This is a genomic window from Kribbella sp. NPDC058693 (assembly GCF_042715335.1).
GTDB classification, from domain to species: Bacteria; Actinomycetota; Actinomycetes; order Propionibacteriales; family Kribbellaceae; genus Kribbella; species Kribbella jiaozuonensis.
Genome location: NZ_JBHXSQ010000001.1, coordinates 1,421,757 through 1,437,747, shown reverse-complemented (window position 1 = coordinate 1,437,747; position 15,991 = coordinate 1,421,757). Strand labels below are relative to the sequence as shown.

At 67.9% G+C, this 15,991-nt stretch carries 16 protein-coding genes; 13 read left to right on the top strand and 3 right to left on the bottom strand.

Annotated features, from left to right (window positions below):
* Positions 1-78 precede the first annotated feature (78 nt).
* The 5 genes from ACFWUU_RS06860 to ACFWUU_RS06840 are packed head-to-tail and all read left to right on the top strand — an operon-like array spanning position 79 to position 5,484.
* On the top strand, positions 79-1,515 hold the full coding sequence (locus ACFWUU_RS06860; protein ID WP_380173371.1) for an aminobutyraldehyde dehydrogenase: 1,437 nt from the start codon (positions 79-81) through the stop codon (positions 1,513-1,515).
* Positions 1,512-2,582 (top strand): ABC transporter ATP-binding protein, encoded by a 1,071-nt coding sequence (locus ACFWUU_RS06855; RefSeq protein WP_380173369.1) that lies wholly within the window; start codon positions 1,512-1,514, stop codon positions 2,580-2,582. The genes ACFWUU_RS06860 and ACFWUU_RS06855 overlap by 4 nt, the downstream gene beginning before the upstream one ends.
* A gap of 48 nt (positions 2,583-2,630) precedes the next feature.
* Complete coding sequence (locus ACFWUU_RS06850; RefSeq protein ID WP_380173367.1) at positions 2,631-3,836, top strand: ABC transporter substrate-binding protein; 1,206 nt, start codon at positions 2,631-2,633, stop codon at positions 3,834-3,836.
* Entirely contained in the window at positions 3,833-4,675 is an 843-nt protein-coding gene (locus ACFWUU_RS06845; protein ID WP_380173365.1) for an ABC transporter permease, read from the top strand. The genes ACFWUU_RS06850 and ACFWUU_RS06845 overlap by 4 nt, the downstream gene beginning before the upstream one ends.
* Positions 4,675-5,484 (top strand): ABC transporter permease, encoded by an 810-nt coding sequence (locus ACFWUU_RS06840; protein ID WP_380173364.1) that lies wholly within the window; start codon positions 4,675-4,677, stop codon positions 5,482-5,484. Before ACFWUU_RS06845 ends, ACFWUU_RS06840 begins: the two co-directional genes overlap by 1 nt.
* Here the strand turns inward: ACFWUU_RS06840 and ACFWUU_RS06835 are convergent.
* The gene (locus ACFWUU_RS06835; protein ID WP_380173362.1) at positions 5,464-5,934 is read right to left on the bottom strand and encodes a MarR family winged helix-turn-helix transcriptional regulator; all 471 of its coding nucleotides are present in this window, start codon (positions 5,932-5,934) and stop codon (positions 5,464-5,466) included. The genes ACFWUU_RS06840 and ACFWUU_RS06835 overlap by 21 nt on opposite strands.
* Positions 5,931-7,220 (bottom strand): nicotinate phosphoribosyltransferase, encoded by a 1,290-nt coding sequence (locus ACFWUU_RS06830; protein ID WP_380174284.1) that lies wholly within the window; start codon positions 7,218-7,220, stop codon positions 5,931-5,933. The genes ACFWUU_RS06835 and ACFWUU_RS06830 overlap by 4 nt, the downstream gene beginning before the upstream one ends.
* Before the next feature lie 106 nt (positions 7,221-7,326).
* Here ACFWUU_RS06830 and clpS point away from each other — a divergent pair, with 106 nt between their 5' ends.
* From clpS to ACFWUU_RS06795, 7 genes are all read left to right on the top strand, one after another.
* Positions 7,327-7,614, top strand: coding sequence for an ATP-dependent Clp protease adapter ClpS (gene clpS / locus ACFWUU_RS06825; protein WP_137253255.1), 288 nt, complete (start codon positions 7,327-7,329; stop codon positions 7,612-7,614).
* Positions 7,611-8,162: a DUF2017 domain-containing protein gene (locus ACFWUU_RS06820; protein WP_371407803.1), complete on the top strand. Its 552-nt coding sequence runs from the start codon at positions 7,611-7,613 to the stop codon at positions 8,160-8,162. The genes clpS and ACFWUU_RS06820 overlap by 4 nt, the downstream gene beginning before the upstream one ends.
* Before the next feature lie 602 nt (positions 8,163-8,764).
* On the top strand, positions 8,765-11,827 hold the full coding sequence (ileS, locus tag ACFWUU_RS06815; RefSeq protein ID WP_380173360.1) for an isoleucine--tRNA ligase: 3,063 nt from the start codon (positions 8,765-8,767) through the stop codon (positions 11,825-11,827).
* Positions 11,828-11,837: 10 nt separating this feature from the next.
* Positions 11,838-12,815 (top strand): aldo/keto reductase, encoded by a 978-nt coding sequence (locus tag ACFWUU_RS06810; RefSeq protein WP_380173358.1) that lies wholly within the window; start codon positions 11,838-11,840, stop codon positions 12,813-12,815.
* A 71-nt stretch (positions 12,816-12,886) separates the two neighbouring features.
* Positions 12,887-13,345 (top strand): Mov34/MPN/PAD-1 family protein, encoded by a 459-nt coding sequence (locus ACFWUU_RS06805; protein ID WP_380173356.1) that lies wholly within the window; start codon positions 12,887-12,889, stop codon positions 13,343-13,345.
* Position 13,346: 1 nt separating this feature from the next.
* The gene (locus ACFWUU_RS06800) at positions 13,347-13,625 is read left to right on the top strand and encodes a MoaD family protein (RefSeq protein ID WP_137253260.1); all 279 of its coding nucleotides are present in this window, start codon (positions 13,347-13,349) and stop codon (positions 13,623-13,625) included.
* Positions 13,625-14,575, top strand: coding sequence for a PLP-dependent cysteine synthase family protein (locus ACFWUU_RS06795; protein ID WP_233714667.1), 951 nt, complete (start codon positions 13,625-13,627; stop codon positions 14,573-14,575). The genes ACFWUU_RS06800 and ACFWUU_RS06795 overlap by 1 nt, the downstream gene beginning before the upstream one ends.
* Positions 14,576-14,658: 83 nt before the next feature.
* Here ACFWUU_RS06795 and ACFWUU_RS06790 read toward each other — a convergent pair whose 3' ends face one another.
* Positions 14,659-14,952: a hypothetical protein gene (locus ACFWUU_RS06790; protein ID WP_233714574.1), complete on the bottom strand. Its 294-nt coding sequence runs from the start codon at positions 14,950-14,952 to the stop codon at positions 14,659-14,661.
* A gap of 231 nt (positions 14,953-15,183) precedes the next feature.
* Here ACFWUU_RS06790 and murI point away from each other — a divergent pair, with 231 nt between their 5' ends.
* Entirely contained in the window at positions 15,184-15,987 is an 804-nt protein-coding gene (gene murI, locus ACFWUU_RS06785; protein ID WP_380173354.1) for a glutamate racemase, read from the top strand.
* The last annotated feature ends 4 nt before the right edge of the window (positions 15,988-15,991 follow it).

Genomic DNA, 15,991 nt, shown 5'->3' with positions numbered 1-15,991 from the left:
GCGGACATTGTCGCCGATCGCTTGAACTTTAACATCTGGTTTCATATGTTTACGCCCAACCGGCGTTCAGGAGTGCTGATGCGAACAGTGCAGAACCTGATCAATGCAGAGCGGCAGGACGCGCGCAGCGGCGCGACCAGCGAGCTGATCGACCCCGCCACCGGCAAGGTCTTCGGCACGGCGCCACTGTCCAGCGACGAGGACGTGGACACGGCGTACCGGGCCGCGGCCGCCGCGGTGCCGAGCTGGGGCGCGATCACGCCGGCCGAGCGACAACGGATGCTGCTCCGGTTCGCCGATCTGGTCGAGGCGCGCGGCGACGACCTGGTCGCCGCCGAGTCCGAGAACACCGGGAAGCCGCTCGAGCTGACCAGGACCGAGGAACTCGCGGTCATGGTCGACCAGCTGCGGTTCTTCGCCGGGGCGGCCCGGCTGCTCGAGGGCAAGTCGGCCGGCGAGTACCTGGCCGGTCACACGTCCTGGGTCCGGCGTGAGCCGATCGGTGTCGTCGGCCAGATCACCCCGTGGAACTACCCGATGATGATGGCGGTCTGGAAGGTCGGCCCGGCGCTCGCTGCCGGGAACACGCTGGTGCTGAAGCCGGCCGAGACCACACCGGTGACAACCGTGATGCTCGCGGAGCTGGCGGCCGAAGTACTGCCGCCCGGAGTCTTCAACGTCGTCTGTGGCGACCGCGCCACCGGCCAGGCCGTGGTCGCGCATCCGACGCCTGGCCTGGTCAGCATCACCGGCTCCACCCGGGCCGGCTCGGAAGTCGCCAGTACGGCGGCTCTCGATCTGAAACGCACCCACCTCGAGCTGGGCGGCAAAGCACCGGTGCTGGTCTTCCCCGACGCGGATCTCGCCGCGGCGGCCGAGGCGATCGGCATCGCCGGCTACTTCAACGCCGGCCAGGACTGTACGGCGGCCTGCCGTGTCCTCGTCCATGCCTCGGTCCACGACGAATTCGTGCAGGCACTGGTCGACTGGGCCCGGGACAACGCGAGACCAGGGCTCGCCGACGACGCCGACGCGCTGTTCGGTCCGCTGAACAGCCGCCTGCAACTGGACCGGGTCCGCGGCTTCCTGGCCCGGATGCCGAGCCACGGCACGATCGCGCTCGGCGGTGAACAGCCCGGCGGAGCTCTTGCCGACGGCTACTTCCTCGAGGCGACCGTGGTCACCGGACTGCGGCAGGACGACGAGATGATCCAGGACGAGATCTTCGGTCCGGTGATCACCGTGCAGTCGTTCGCGGACGACGACGAGGGTCTGCAGAAGGCCAACGACGTCCAGTTCGGGCTCGCGTCGAGTGTCTTCACCGCCGACCATTCGCGCGCCTTGCGGATGTCCAGGGCGCTCGACTTCGGCTGCGTCTGGATCAACACGCACATCCCGCTGGTGGCCGAGATGCCGCACGGAGGCTTCAAGCACTCCGGTCACGGCAAGGACCTGTCGATGTACGGCGTCGAGGACTACACCCGGGTCAAGCACGTGATGTCGGCGATCGGATGACGTCGGTGGACGCGCAGGCGCAGACCGTGGCGACCGAGGCCGCCGCGGTCAGCCTGCGCGGCCTGCGGAAGACGTTCGGCGAGGTGACCGCGGTCGACGGGATCGATCTCGACCTGACCGAGGGCGAGTTCTTCTCGATGCTCGGCCCGTCCGGCTCCGGCAAGACCACGGTGCTGCGGATGATCGCGGGCTTCGAGACGCCCACGGCCGGCCGGATCCTGCTCGGCGGCGCCGACGTCACGGACCAGGCGCCGTACGCACGGGACGTGAACACGGTCTTCCAGGACTACGCGCTCTTCCCGCACATGAGCGTGCTGCAGAACGTCGAGTACGGGTTGCGGGTCAAGGGCGTCGACCGGCGCAACCGTCGTACCCGGGCTGTCGAGGCGCTCGAGACGGTCCGGCTGGAGGGGTACGGCGACCGTCGGCCGAATCAGCTGTCCGGCGGCCAGCAGCAACGCGTCGCGCTGGCGCGAGCGCTGGTGAACCGGCCCAAGGTGCTGTTGCTGGACGAACCGCTCGGCGCGCTCGACCTGAAACTCCGGCGGGAGATGCAGATCGAACTGAAGGCGATGCAGCGCGATGTCGGTATCACCTTCGTGTTCGTCACGCACGACCAGGAAGAGGCGCTGACGATGAGCGACCGGATCGCCGTGTTCAACGGCGGCCGGATCGAGCAGCTGGCCACGCCGGTCGAGCTGTACGAACACCCGGCCAGCGCGTTCGTGGCCGGGTTCGTCGGTACGTCCAACCTGCTCGAGGGCGACGTCGCGACCGCGATTCTCGGCATGGACGGTCTGTTCACGGTCCGGCCGGAGAAGATCCGGCTGCAGTCGCGCGCCGCCGCCGCCGAGCCGGGGACGTGTACGGCGACCGGAGTGGTTCGCGAGGTGGTGTACCTGGGATCGGCGACCCAGACGGTCGTCGACCTGGACGCCGGCGGATCGCTGATCGTCCTGCAGCAGAACCGGCAGGGATCCGTGCAGGACAAGCTCGAACTTCGCGGTACCGGGGTCCGGTTGACCTGGGACCGCGAACACACCGTCGCGATCGGCGGTCCGCAGTAACACCGCAGTAGTAGCAGTCTCCGCCCCGAACCCTTCAGGGAGCTTGAGATGAAGAAACTCAGCGTAGCGGTGAGCCTGGCAGTGCTCGCCCTGGTCGCGGCCGCCTGTGGCACCTCGGGCGGCGGGGACTCCGCCGCCAAGGCCGGCAGCAGCACCGGATTCTCCGCACCGGACCTGCCGAAGCTGGACAAGCTCGGAGCCGGGGAGGGGAAGCTCAGCGTGCTGGCCTGGCCCGGGTACGCCGAGGACGGCTCGAACGACCCGAAGGTCGACTGGGTCACGCCGTTCGAGAAGCAGACCGGCTGCCAGGTGACGGTGAAGACCTTCGGCACCTCCGACGAGGCCGTCACGCTGATGAAGACCGGGCAGTACGACGTGGTGTCGGCGTCGGGCGACGCGACGCTGCGGCTGATCGCGGGCGGACAGGTCGAGCCGGTCAACACCGACCTGGTGCCGAACTACGCCGACGTCTACTCGTTCCTGAAGAACCGCCCGTGGAACTCGGTGAACGGCCAGATGTACGGCATCCCGCACGGCTGGGGCGCGAACCTGCTGATGTGGCGGACCGACAAGGTCAAGCCGGCCCCGACGTCGTGGAGCGTGGTCTTCGACGCGAACTCGCCGTACAAGGGCACGGTGACGGCGTACGACTCGCCGATCTACATCGCCGACGCGGCGATGTACCTGATGGCGACCAAACCGGATCTCGGCATCAAGAACCCGTACGCGCTGGACGACAAGCAGTTCGCCGCGACCGTGGATCTGCTCAAGACGCAGAAGACGCTGGTGTCGGAGTACTGGTCGGACTACCTCAAGGAGGTCCAGGCGTTCACCAGCGCGAACTCCGTGGTCGGGACGACCTGGCAGGTGATCGCGAACGTCGCGACCGGCGAGAAGGTGCCGGTCCAGGTGACCGTGCCGACCGAGGGCGTGACCGGATGGTCGGACACCTGGATGGTCAGCGCCACCTCCAAGCACAAGAACTGCGCGTACCAGTGGCTCAACCACATCATCAGCCCGCAGGCGAACGCGGCGGTCGCGGAGTACTTCGGTGAGGCGCCCGCCAACGGCAAGGCCTGCGCGCTGACCGCGGACAAGAGCCACTGCACGACGTACCACGCCGGCGACGCGACGTACGCCCAGAAGATCTGGTACTGGACCACGCCGATCGCGCAATGCCTCGACGGCCGCACCGACGTCAAGTGCACCGACTACAGCAAGTGGACCCAAGCCTGGACACAGATCAAGGGATGAGCGCCCGTCGCCCGCGGACCCGGTTGGCGTTGCTGCTCGGGCCGCCGATGCTCTGGCTCGGGGTCGCGTACCTCGGGGCGCTGGCGGCGTTGTTCGTCACCGCGTTGTGGACGCAGAACGGGTTCACCGGACAGATCGAGCGGGTGTGGACGCTGGACAGCTTCAAGACGCTGTTCACCGTCGACGTGTACCGGACGATCGCGTTGCGCACGATCGCGGTCGCCGTCCTGGTGACCGTGATCGACGCGGTGGTGGCGTTCCCGATCGCCGTCTACATGTCGAAGGTGGCCGGGCCGGGGCTGCGGCGGTTCCTGCTGGTGGCGGTGCTGATGCCGTTGTGGGCCAGCTATCTGGTCAAGGCGTACGCGTGGCGCGGGATGTTCTCCGAGGGCGGGCTGGTGTCGTCGGCGTTCGAGGCGGTCGGGCTGAAGTCGCCCGGGTACGGGCTGACCGCGACGGTGGTGACGCTGTCGTACCTGTGGCTGCCGTACATGATCCTGCCGATCTATGCCGGCCTCGAACGGTTGCCCGATTCGTTGCTGGAGGCATCGGCCGATCTCGGCGGCCGGACGCTGCAGACGCTGCGGCGGATCGTCCTGCCGACCGTCGTACCGGCGATGGCGGGGGGTTCGATCTTCACGTTCAGCCTGACGCTGGGTGACTACATCGCCGTCCGGATCGTCGGTGGCACCAATCAGTTGCTGGGCAACGTTGTGTACGACAACGTGGGCGCGGCCAACAACCTGCCGTTCGCCGCCGCGGTGGCGACGATCCCGGTCGTCGTGATGGTGCTGTACCTGGCGGCGGTCCGGCGTACCGGAGCGATGGAGAGCCTCTGATGACGATGTCGCGCTCGACCCGGATCGTGCTGCGGATCCTGACCGTGATCATTCTCGCGCTGATCTACGTGCCGCTGCTGCTGGTGCTGGTGAACTCGTTCAACGTCAGCAACACGTTCGCCTGGCCGCCGCGCGAGTTCACGCTCGAGTGGTGGCGGCGGGCGGCCGAGAGCCAGGGCGCGCTGGACGCCCTCTGGGTCAGCGTCCGGGTCGGGCTGGCGGCGACGGTGATCGCGCTGGTGCTCGGCACGATGATCGCGTTCGCGCTGCAGCGGTTCGCATTCTACGGCCGGGACGTCGTGTCGTTGCTGGTGATCCTGCCGATCGCGCTGCCGGGCATCGTCACCGGGATCGCGCTGAACAACGCGTTCCGGACCATCTTCGGGTGGCAGCTCGGGTTCGTCACGATCGTGATCGCGCATGCGACGTTCTGCATCGTCACGGTGTTCAACAACGTGATCGCCCGGTTGCGCCGTACCGGCGTCTCCCTGGAGCAGGCCTCGGCGGATCTGGGTGCGTCCGGGTTCACGACGTTCCGGCTGGTGACTTTTCCGATGATCCGGTCGGCCTTGCTGGCGGGGGCGTTGCTCGCGTTCGCGCTGTCGTTCGACGAGATCGTCGTGACCACGTTCACCGCCGGCGCCAACCTGCAGACGCTGCCGATCTGGATCTTCAACAACCTGTTCCGGCCGAACCAGGCGCCGATCGTCAACGTCGTCGCGGCGGCGCTCATCCTGATCTCGGTCGTCCCGGTCTGGCTGGCGCAGAAACTGTCCGGCGACGCGGAATCACTCGGAGCCGGCCGCTGACGGAAGCCCTTCCAGTGTGCCTGTGATGGTCCAGAGGAGGTTGCGGAGTACGCGGCGGTCCTCGGGGGTGAGGTGCTCCAGGGCCCGGCGGCCGGCGCGGTCGTAGATCTGCTGGACGGTGTTGGCCAGCTCGATGCCGCGGTCAGTTAGCTCGATGCCTACCTGGCGGGCGTCGGTTGCGCTCTTGACGCGCCGTACGAGGCCTGCGGCTTCCATTCGCTGGGTGGTCTTGGTCGCGGTCGGTACTTCGACGTCGAGGACCTTCGCGAGCCGTGCGACCGGGAGGGAACCGTGGTGGAGCAGCTTCGCCAGCACCAGCTCCTGCCCGGTGTGCAACCCGCTGCCGGCCAGCTCCTCCGTGACCGCCTTCCGCGCTGCGCGCTCCGCGAACCGCAGAGCGATCAGCACATCCGCCTCGTCGGCCGGCGCATCCGCAGACCATTGGGTCATGTATGGCTCCGGGGATGGAACGGGTTGCGGGCGTCGTAGTCGCCTTCGTACTCGGTCGGGATGGCCGGTTCGCCGCGGCTCAGCTGGCTGGCGGAGCGGGGGAGCTCGTCGCGGACCTTCTGGTGGAACGCCTGCGACTCCTGCGGGGTGGTCCGGCCGACGATCTTCCCGGCCTCGACCAGCGACTTCAGCAGCAGCCGGTCATCGCCGTCGTCGACCGGCTGCTCGCCGACGCCGATCAGCTCGAGCTCCGCGACCCCGGCCGCCGACCGGCGCCGCAGCGCCCACTTCCGGCCGCCGATCGAGATCTTGTCCGGGCTCTTCTTCGCCACCGGGACCAGCGTCCCGCTCTCGTCCTCGCGGGCGACCAGCTTGTACACGAACCCGCAGGTCGGGTACCCCGAGCCGGTGACCAGCGACGTACCCACGCCGTACCCGTCGACCGGCGCCGGGGCGAGCGCGGCGATCTGGAACTCGTCCAGGTCGCTCGTCACGATGATCCGGGTCTTGTGGGCGCCGAGCGAGTCCAGCTGCTCGCGGACCTGGCCGGCGAGCGAGGGCAGGTCGCCCGAGTCCAGCCGGACCGCGCCCAGGTCAGGCCCGGTCAGCTCGATCGCGGTGCGGACGGCTTCGGCGACGTCGTACGTGTCGACGAGGAGCGTGGTGCCCTTGCCGAGCGCGTCGACCTGGGACCGGAATGCGTCCTTCTCGCGGTCGTGGAGCAGCGTGAACGAGTGCGCCGCCGTACCGGCGCTCGGGATGCCGAACCGGCGGGCTGCCTCCAGGTTCGAGGTCGTGCTGAAGCCGGCGATGTACGCCGCGAGCGCGCTCGCGACGGCGGCTTCTTCGTGGGTACGCCGGGAGCCCATCTCGATACAGGGCCGGCCGCCGGCCCACCAGGTCATCCGCGACGCGGCCGAGGCGACGGCGGAGTCGTGGTTGAGGATCGAGAGGAAAACGGTTTCCAAGAGCACTGCCTCGGCGAACGAGGACTCGACCACGAGCACCGGGGAGCCCGGGAAGAAGATCTCGCCGTCGGCGTACCCGGAGATGTCGCCGGTGAACCGGTAGTCCGCCAGCCAGTCCCGGGTAGCCTGGTCCACGACGCCGCGATCGGCCAGGAAGGCGATCGTCTGCTCGTCGAAACGGAACCGCTCGAGCGCGTCGAGCAGCCGGTTCACGCCGGCCACCACGCCGTACCGGCGGCCGTCCGGCAGGCGGCGGGCGAACAGCTCGAAGACCGAGCGGCGTTGCGCCGTGCCGTCGGCCAGGCTGGCCTGCAGCATCGTCAGCTCGTAGTGGTCCGTGAGAAGGGCCGTCGAGTGGGTCGCGGTGTCTGTCACAGGGGCAGCCTATTGCGAGACGGGAACCGATGATGGGGAGAATGGACAGGTGAGCACCGCACCGAGCGAGCTGGAGAGCCCCGAGGTCACCGAGGCGATCCAGCTGAGCCCGCCCTGGATGACCATCGTCTGGAACGATCCGGTCAATCTGATGGACTACGTCACGTTCGTGTTCCAGACGTACTTCGGCTACTCCAAGCAGAAGGCGGAGAAGCTGATGCTGCAGGTGCACCAGGAAGGCAAGTCCGCGGTCTCGAACGGCAACCGGGAAGCGATGGAACGCGACGTGGAAGCGATGCACTCCTACGGCCTGTGGGCCACCTGCGAGAAGTCGTGACGCGGTTCCGCAAGCGCCGCAAGACCGTCGTCGTCAGTTTCGCCGAACACGAGGCGGACATTCTGGCGAACCTGCTCCGCAACCTGGTCGAGCTCCTGTACGACGGCCTGCCGCCGCGCTCGGCCGAGTCGAGCGACCCGCTCGCCGCCCTCCTGGAGTCGGACGGGCCGACGTCACCGCCGGAGGACGTCGTACTGCAACGGCTGCTGCCGGACGCGTACAAGACCGACGACATGGCGTCGGCGGAGTTCCGGCGGTTCACCGAGCGCGGGTTGCGCGAGGGCAAGGTCACCGATGCCAAGCGGGTCCTGTCGGCGCTGGAGGAGTCGGGCGCTGACGAGATCGCTCTCGAGCCCGACGAACAGCTCTCCTGGCTCCGCGCCCTGAACGACCTCCGCCTCGCCATCGGCACCCGCCTCGACATCAAGGACGAGGACGACTACACCACCTGGGAAAAACTCCCCGACGACGACCCCCGCCGCCTCACCTACGACCTGTACGACTGGCTCGGCTACCTCCAGTCAGCCCTCCTCCACAACATGCGCTGAGTCAACGGGCACCGCCTTCGGCGGCGACAGTCTTTTGGCGCCTTCGGCGCGCGCCGGTGTTGGTCAGGCGGGGAGGTTGTCGGCGGTTCGACTGTGGATCGGCGGTGAATGTGGGACCTTCGGGCCCGCCCTCGCGGGTTCTGGTGCTGAAAGGACACCGCCTTCGGCGGCGGCTGTTTGTTGGCGCCTTCGGCGCGTGCGCGGGTGCTGGTTAAGCGCCGAGGTGGTCGGCGCGTCAACTGCGGGCCGGCGGTGAGTCGAGCGCTTCGACGCGCGCTCGCGTGTTCTAAAGGGCACCGCCTTCGGCGGCGACAGTCTTTTGGCGCCTTCGGCGCGCGCGGGTGCTGGTCAGGCGGCGAGGTGGTTGGCGCGTGGAGTGCGGGATCGGCGGCGGCTGCAGCGCATTCCGCTCGGACCGGGCGCCTTCGGGTGTTGTGGTGGTGACGGACGCGGCTATCGGCCGCGGCTGTTGTTGGAGCTTCGGCGCGGGCGCGGGTTCTGGGTCAGGCGGCTCGGTGGTTGGTGCGCGGACTGTGGGTCCGGCGGCGGGTCGGGGGCTTTTGCGGTTGGGCTGGGCGACCTCGCGGGTTTTGGTGCATAGCATGCGGTGGGTGAGCTATCCGAGGGTTGGGGTGCCGGGGTTTCCAGAGGTTGAGCTTGGGGTGCTTGAGTACTGGGAGGGGGATGGGACGTTCAGGGCCTCGCTGAAAGGTGAGGAGGAGTTTGTTTTTTATGATGGGCCGCCGTTTGCGAACGGGTTGCCGCATTACGGGCATCTGCTCACCGGGTACGTGAAGGACGTCGTGCCGCGGTATCAGACGATGCGTGGGTATCGGGTGGAGCGGCGGTTCGGGTGGGATACGCATGGGTTGCCGGCCGAGTTGGAGGCTCAGCGGGTGCTGGGGCTGAAGACGAAGGCGGAGATCCTGAAGCTGGGGATCGAGAAGTTCAACGATGCTTGTCGGGCGTCGGTGCTGAAGTACACCGATGAGTGGCGGTCGTATGTGACCCGGCAGGCGCGGTGGGTGGACTTCGAGCATGATTACAAGACGCTGAATCCCGACTACATGGAGTCGGTGATCTGGGCGTTCAAGACGCTCTACGACAAAGGGTTGGTGTACGAAGGGCTGCGCGTCCTTCCGTACTGCTGGAACGACGAGACGCCGCTGTCCAACCATGAGCTGCGGATGGACGACGACGTCTACCAGCCGCGGCAGGACCCGTCGGTGACGGTCGCGGTGGAGTTGGAGACCGGCGAGCGGCTCCTCGCCTGGACCACAACCCCGTGGACTCTGCCGAGCAACCTCGCGATGGCGGTCGGCCCGGACGTGGACTACGTCGTCGTGGACGACGCTGAAGGCCGGCCGACGATCCTGGCGGAGGCGCGGCTCGCGGCCTACGCCGGCTCGCACGGCGACGACGGAGGCCTCGGCACCGAGGTGCGTCGGCGCCTCAAAGGCTCAGACCTGATCGGACTGCACTACACCCCGCTCTTCGACTTCCTCGTCGGCACCGAGAACGCGTTTCAGGTGATCGCGGCCGACCACGTGACCACCGACGACGGTACGGGCGTGGTGCACATGGCTCCGGCGTACGGCGAGGAGGACCAGCTCGCGTGCGACGCGGTCGGCATCCCCACGGTCTTGACCGTCGACGACGCAGCCCACTTCACCGCGGTCGTACCGCCGTACCAAGGCCTGCACGTCTTCGAGGCGAACCGCCCGATCATCCGCGACCTGCGTGCCGCGGGGGCGTTGATCCGCGAGGACAGCATCGTGCACAGCTACCCGCACTGCTGGCGGTGCCGGAATCCGCTGATCTACAAGGCGGTTTCGAGCTGGTTCGTCGAGGTGACCGGGATCCGCGACCGGATGGTCGAGCTCAACGAGCAGATCACCTGGGTTCCCGAGCACGTCAAGCACGGGCAGTTCGGCAAGTGGCTGTCGAACGCGCGCGACTGGTCGATCAGCCGCAACCGGTTCTGGGGCTCGCCGATCCCGGTCTGGCGGTCGGACGATCCGGCGTACCCGCGGATCGACGTCTACGGCTCGATCGAAGAGCTGGAACGTGACTTCGGCGTCGAGGTCCGCGATCTCCATCGCCCGTACGTCGACGAGCTGACCCGCCCCAACCCGGACGACCCGACCGGCCGGTCGACGATGCGGCGGGTGCCCGATGTGCTGGATGTCTGGTTCGACTCAGGCTCGATGAGTTTCGCGCAGGTGCACTACCCGTTCGAGAACCAGGACTGGTTCGAGAATCACTTCCCGGGCGACTTCATCGTCGAGTACATCGGCCAAACCCGCGGCTGGTTCTACACCCTGCACGTGTTGTCGACGGCGCTGTTCGACCGGCCGGCGTTCCGGTCGTGCCTGAGTCACGGGATCGTGCTCGGCAACGACGGGCAGAAGATGAGCAAGTCGCTGCGGAACTATCCCGATGTCACCGAGGTGTTCGACCGTGACGGCGCCGACGCGATGCGCTGGTTCCTGATGTCGAGCCCGATCCTGCGCGGCGGCAACCTCGTCGTCACCGAGCAGGCCATCCGCGACGGCGTCCGCCAGACGCTGATCCCGCTCTGGAACGCCTGGTCCTTCTTCACCCTCTACGCCAACGCCGCAGGCGTCTCCGGCACCAGGTCCACCGCCTCGCCGCATGTCCTGGACCGCTACCTCCTGGCCGGCCTCCGCGCCCTCGTCACCGACGTCCAGACCCACCTCGACCGCTACGACATCGCAAGCGCATGCGACGCAGTCCAGAGCTACACCGAGGTCCTCACCAACTGGTACATCCGCCGCTCCCGCGAACGCTTCTGGTCCGGCGAGCAGGACGCGATCAACACGCTCTACACCGCCCTCGAGGTCCTGTGCCGTACGGCGGCCCCGCTCCTCCCGCTGGTCACCGAGGACATCTGGCGCGGTCTCACCGGCGAACGTTCCGTGCACCTGACCGACTGGCCTTCGTACGACGAACTCCCCGACGACCCCGAGCTGGTCGAGCGGATGGAACGCGCCCGCGAGGTGTGTTCGGTCGCGTCCTCGATCCGCAAGGCGAGCGGGATCCGCGCGCGCCAGCCGCTACGCACCCTGACCGTGGCGACCGCGGCCGACCTCGCCGATCTCGCGCCGTTGATCGCCGCCGAGGTCAACGTCCGCGACGTCGTGCTGACCTCCACCGACGCCGTCGATGCGCCGGTCTCACAGCGCTTGACCGTGAACGCGCGCGCAGCCGGCCCGCGGCTCGGTCGCGACGTACAGCAGGTGATCAAGGCGTCGAAGTCCGGCGACTGGTCGGTCTCCGCCGACGGTGTAGTAGTTGCTGGCGGCATCGAACTGCAGGACGGCGAGTACACGCTGGAGACCACGCTAGCCGACGGGCACGAGGCGAGTGCGCTGCTCCCGGGCGGCGGGTTCGTCGTACTGGACACGACCATCACTCCGGACCTGGAGGCGGAAGGTGTCGCGCGGGACGTCGTACGGGCGATCCAGCAGGCGCGGCGCGATGCCGGGTTCGAGGTGACGGATCGGGTCCGGCTGACGCTGACCGCGGACCCGTCGACCGCGGCCGCCGTACAGACGCATCGCGAGCTGATCATGGGCGAGACGCTGGCGACCGCGCTGGAGGTTGTGGAGGGCAGCGAGCTGATCGTGGACGTGACTGCTTAAGGTGGCGCTCATGGAGACGCGGAGGCTTGGACGGACCGGTCGGGACGTGGGCGTGGTCGGGCTCGGTGCGTGGCAGTTGGGCGCGGACTGGGGCGCGGTGGACGAGAGCGACGCGCTCGGCGTGCTGCACGCGGCGATCGAGGGCGGTGTCACGTTCATCGACACGGCTGATGTGTACGGCGATGGGCGGAGCGAGCGGCTCGTCGGACAGGTGCTGAAGACGCACGATGGGCTGACCGTCGCGACCAAGATGGGCCGTCGGGTCGAGCAGGTGCCGGAGAACTACAACCTCGACAACTTCCGCGCCTGGAACGACCGTTCCCGGCAGAACCTCGGCGTCGACACGATCGACCTGGTCCAGCTGCACTGCCCGCCGACGCCCGTGTACTCGAACGACGAGGTGTTCGACGCGCTCGACTCGATGGTCGACGAGGGACGGATCGCGGCGTACGGCGTGAGCGTCGAGACCAGCGCCGAGGCCCTGACCGCGATCGCCCGGCCGAACGTCGCGTCCGTGCAGATCATCCTGAACGCGTTCCGCCTGAAGCCGCTCGACGAGGTGCTCCCGGCGGCGCAGGCGGCCGGCGTCGGCATCATCGCCCGCGTCCCGCTGGCGAGCGGCCTGCTGTCCGGCAAGTACGACGAGCACACCACGTTCTCGGCCGACGACCACCGCACGTACAACCGCCACGGCGAGGCCTTCGACGTCGGCGAGACCTTCTCCGGCGTCGACTTCGCCACCGGCCTGGCCGCCGTACGGCGCCTGATGCCCTGGCTGCCGGCCGGTACCACGATGGCCCAGTTCGCCCTCCGCTGGATCCTCGACCAGCCCGGCGTCTCCGTCGTCATCCCCGGCGCCCGCAACCCCGAACAGGTGGCAGGCAATGTCTCCGCCGTCGCCATCCCGCCCCTCACCGACGACCAGCTGACCGCGGTCCGGGACACGTACGACGAGCTGATCCGCCCGCAGATCCACGACCGCTGGTAACGCGCTGTCCGCATTGTGGACCGACTCCGTGGTTGGCGGGGTCGGTGCGGCGCTCGCCGTACCGTGGAGGCGTGTTGGTGATCGAGAAGGCGACGTACAACGCGATCGTGGCGCATGCCCGGAAGGACCATCCGGACGAGGCGTGCGGTGTGGTCGCGGGTGCGGAGGGGTCGGACCGGGCCACCCGGTTCATCCCGATGCTGAACGCGGCGATGTCGCCGACGTTCTACGAGTTCGACTCCGGGGACCTGTTCCGGCTGTACAAGGAGCTCGACGAGCGGGACGAGGAGCCGGTGGTGATCTACCACTCGCACACCGCCACCGAGGCGTACCCGTCGCGCACCGACATCAACCTCGCGCAGGAGCCCGGCGCGCACTACGTGCTGGTGTCGACGCGGGACGGCGCGGACTCCCCGGCGTACGACGGACCGGTCGAGTTCCGCTCGTACCGGATCGTCGACGGCGAGGTCACGGAAGAAGAAGTACGCGTGGTTGGTTCCTATGAAGAAACCTCTGAAGGAGAGCACTGACATGGCGATCGAGCTGCGCGTGCCGACGATCCTGCGCACCTACACCGGTGGCGCGAAGGCGGTCGACGGTGACGGCGCGACCCTGGCCGAGTTCATCGACAACGTGAACGGCAACCACCCGGGCCTCAAGGAGCGCATCGTGGAGGGCGAGCCGGAGGAACTGCGCCGGTTCGTGAACGTCTACGTGAACGACGAGGACGTCCGGTTCACCGGCGGCCTGAAGACCGAGATCAAGGACGGCGACGTCGTCGTCGTACTGCCCGCGGTCGCCGGCGGCTGATCATGCGCTTCGACAGCCTGCTGGATTCGGTCGGAGGTACGCCGCTGGTCGGGCTGCCGAAGCTCTCGCCGTCGGGTGAGGTGCGCCTCTGGGCCAAGCTCGAGGACCACAACCCGACCGGCTCGATCAAGGACCGGGCCGCGCTGCGGATGCTGCTGGACGCGGAGAAGGACGGCCGGCTCCGCCCGGGCAACACGATCCTCGAGCCGACGTCGGGCAACACCGGGATCTCGCTGGCGATGGCGGCCAAGCTGCGCGGCTACCGGATGGTCTGCGTGATGCCGGAGAACACCTCCGAGGAGCGCCGCCAGATCCTGCGGATGTGGGGCGTCGAGATCATCTCTTCACCGGCCGCGGGTGGGTCCAACGAAGCGGTCCGGGTCGCCAAACAGGTCGCTGAGGACCACCCCGACTGGGTGATGCTGTACCAGTACGGCAACCCGTCGAACGCTCTGGCCCACTACGACGGCACCGCGCGGGAGATCTTCACGGACCTGCCGTCGGTGACGCATTTCGTCGCGGGCCTCGGCACGACCGGCACGCTGATGGGCGCCGGCCGGTTCTTCCGCGAGCACAAGCCCGAGGTCAAGATCGTCGCCGCCGAGCCGCGGTACGGCGAACTCGTCTACGGCCTGCGCAACCTCGACGAGGGTTTCGTCCCCGAGCTGTACGACGAGACGCTGATCGACGCCCGCTTCTCGGTCGGCCCGCGCGACGCCGTCCGGCGGGTGCGTGAACTGCTCGACAACGAGGGCATCTTCGCGGGTATCTCGACCGGAGCGATCCTGCACGCCGCGCTCGGTCAGGCGGCGAAATGCGTGCGCGACGGCGAGACCGCGGACATCGCGTTCGTGGTCGCTGACGGCGGCTGGAAGTATCTGTCGACCGGTGCCTACGAGGGCACGATCGACGAGGCAGAGGACCGCCTCGAAGGCCAACTCTGGGCCTGATGGCCGGGCCGGCGGGCGGAGTGCCGGTCCGGACGAGATGCCCTTAGTTGCCCTGGGCATCTAAACGATCAGGTCTTACCCGCCTACTGTTGTTTGAAGAAGAGCTTGCGGCCCAGCCGGGGCTGGATCCCGCGACCCTTGCAGCTGCTGCAGGGGCGTTGGGCGTAGCTGAAGATGCTGCCGTGGTGCCGGCCGGCACCTTTGCATCGGCCGCATTTCGCGTTCGGGTGCAGGGACAGTGAGACGACGTACAACGCGAACGCCGCCATCAGGAGCAGCAACAGCATGCCGGTCGGCCCGATGGCCGTCAGCACGTCTGCCGCGGTGCCCGTGTTGGAATCCGTGGCCTGACTGGCCGCCTGTCCTGCAGCGGTCACGTGATCAGGTTGTGGAGTTGGTGCGGTGCCCAGTACCACCGCGGTGTAATGCGCCAAGTTCATGGCATCACGAGGGGCGGTCGAACAAACATCGCTCCAGAGTGGCGTGCATCACGCGAAAAGGCAATTCCATAACGTAAAGATGTGGACAACTCCGGCGTGTCGTTCGACAAGGTTAGGTAAGGCTCCCTTCGCGACTGCCCGGAAACAGACTTGTATAAGCTCTTCTCCGTGGCAGACGCACCGGTGGGGATCTTCGATTCAGGCTTCGGCGGACTCACCGTCGCCCGTGCGGTTCTCGATCAGTTGCCGCACGAACCGATCCTGTATCTCGGCGACACCGCTCGCCAGCCGTACGGTCCGAAGCCGATCGCCGAGGTCCGTGAGTACGCGCTGGAGTGTCTCGATCACCTGGTCGAGGCCGGCGTGAAGATGCTCGTGATCGCGTGCAACTCCGCGAGCGCGGCGATGCTGCGCGACGCCCGCGAGCGGTACGACGTACCGGTCGTCGAGGTGATCCTGCCCGCGGCCCGGCGAGCGGTTGCCGCGACGCGCAACCAGCGAGTCGGCGTGATCTGCACCAGGGCAACAGCTCAATCGCTTGCGTACGAAGACGGTTTCGCCGCGGCGCCGCAGATCGAGCTGTTCACGCAGGCGTGTCCGAAGTTCGTACCGTTCGTCGAGGCTGGTGTGACGTCCGGGCCCGAGCTGATCGAGGCCGCGCACGAGTACCTCGATCCGATGGTCGAAGCCGGCGTCGACACGCTGATCCTTGGTTGCACCCACTACCCGCTGCTCACCGGCGTGATCTCGTACGTGATGGGTGACAACGTCACCCTGGTCAGCAGCGCCGACGAGTGCGCCAAGGACGTCTACAGCGTGCTGACGAAGACCGGTCTGCTGCGCCCGGACAACCTGCCGGCCCCGCAGCACCGCTTCGTCACGACCGGCAGCCCGGACGAGTTCGCGGCGATCGGCTCGCGCTTCCTCGGGCCGGTGCTGTCCAGCGTCGACCAGTTCGCCTGGGTCCGCTGAACTG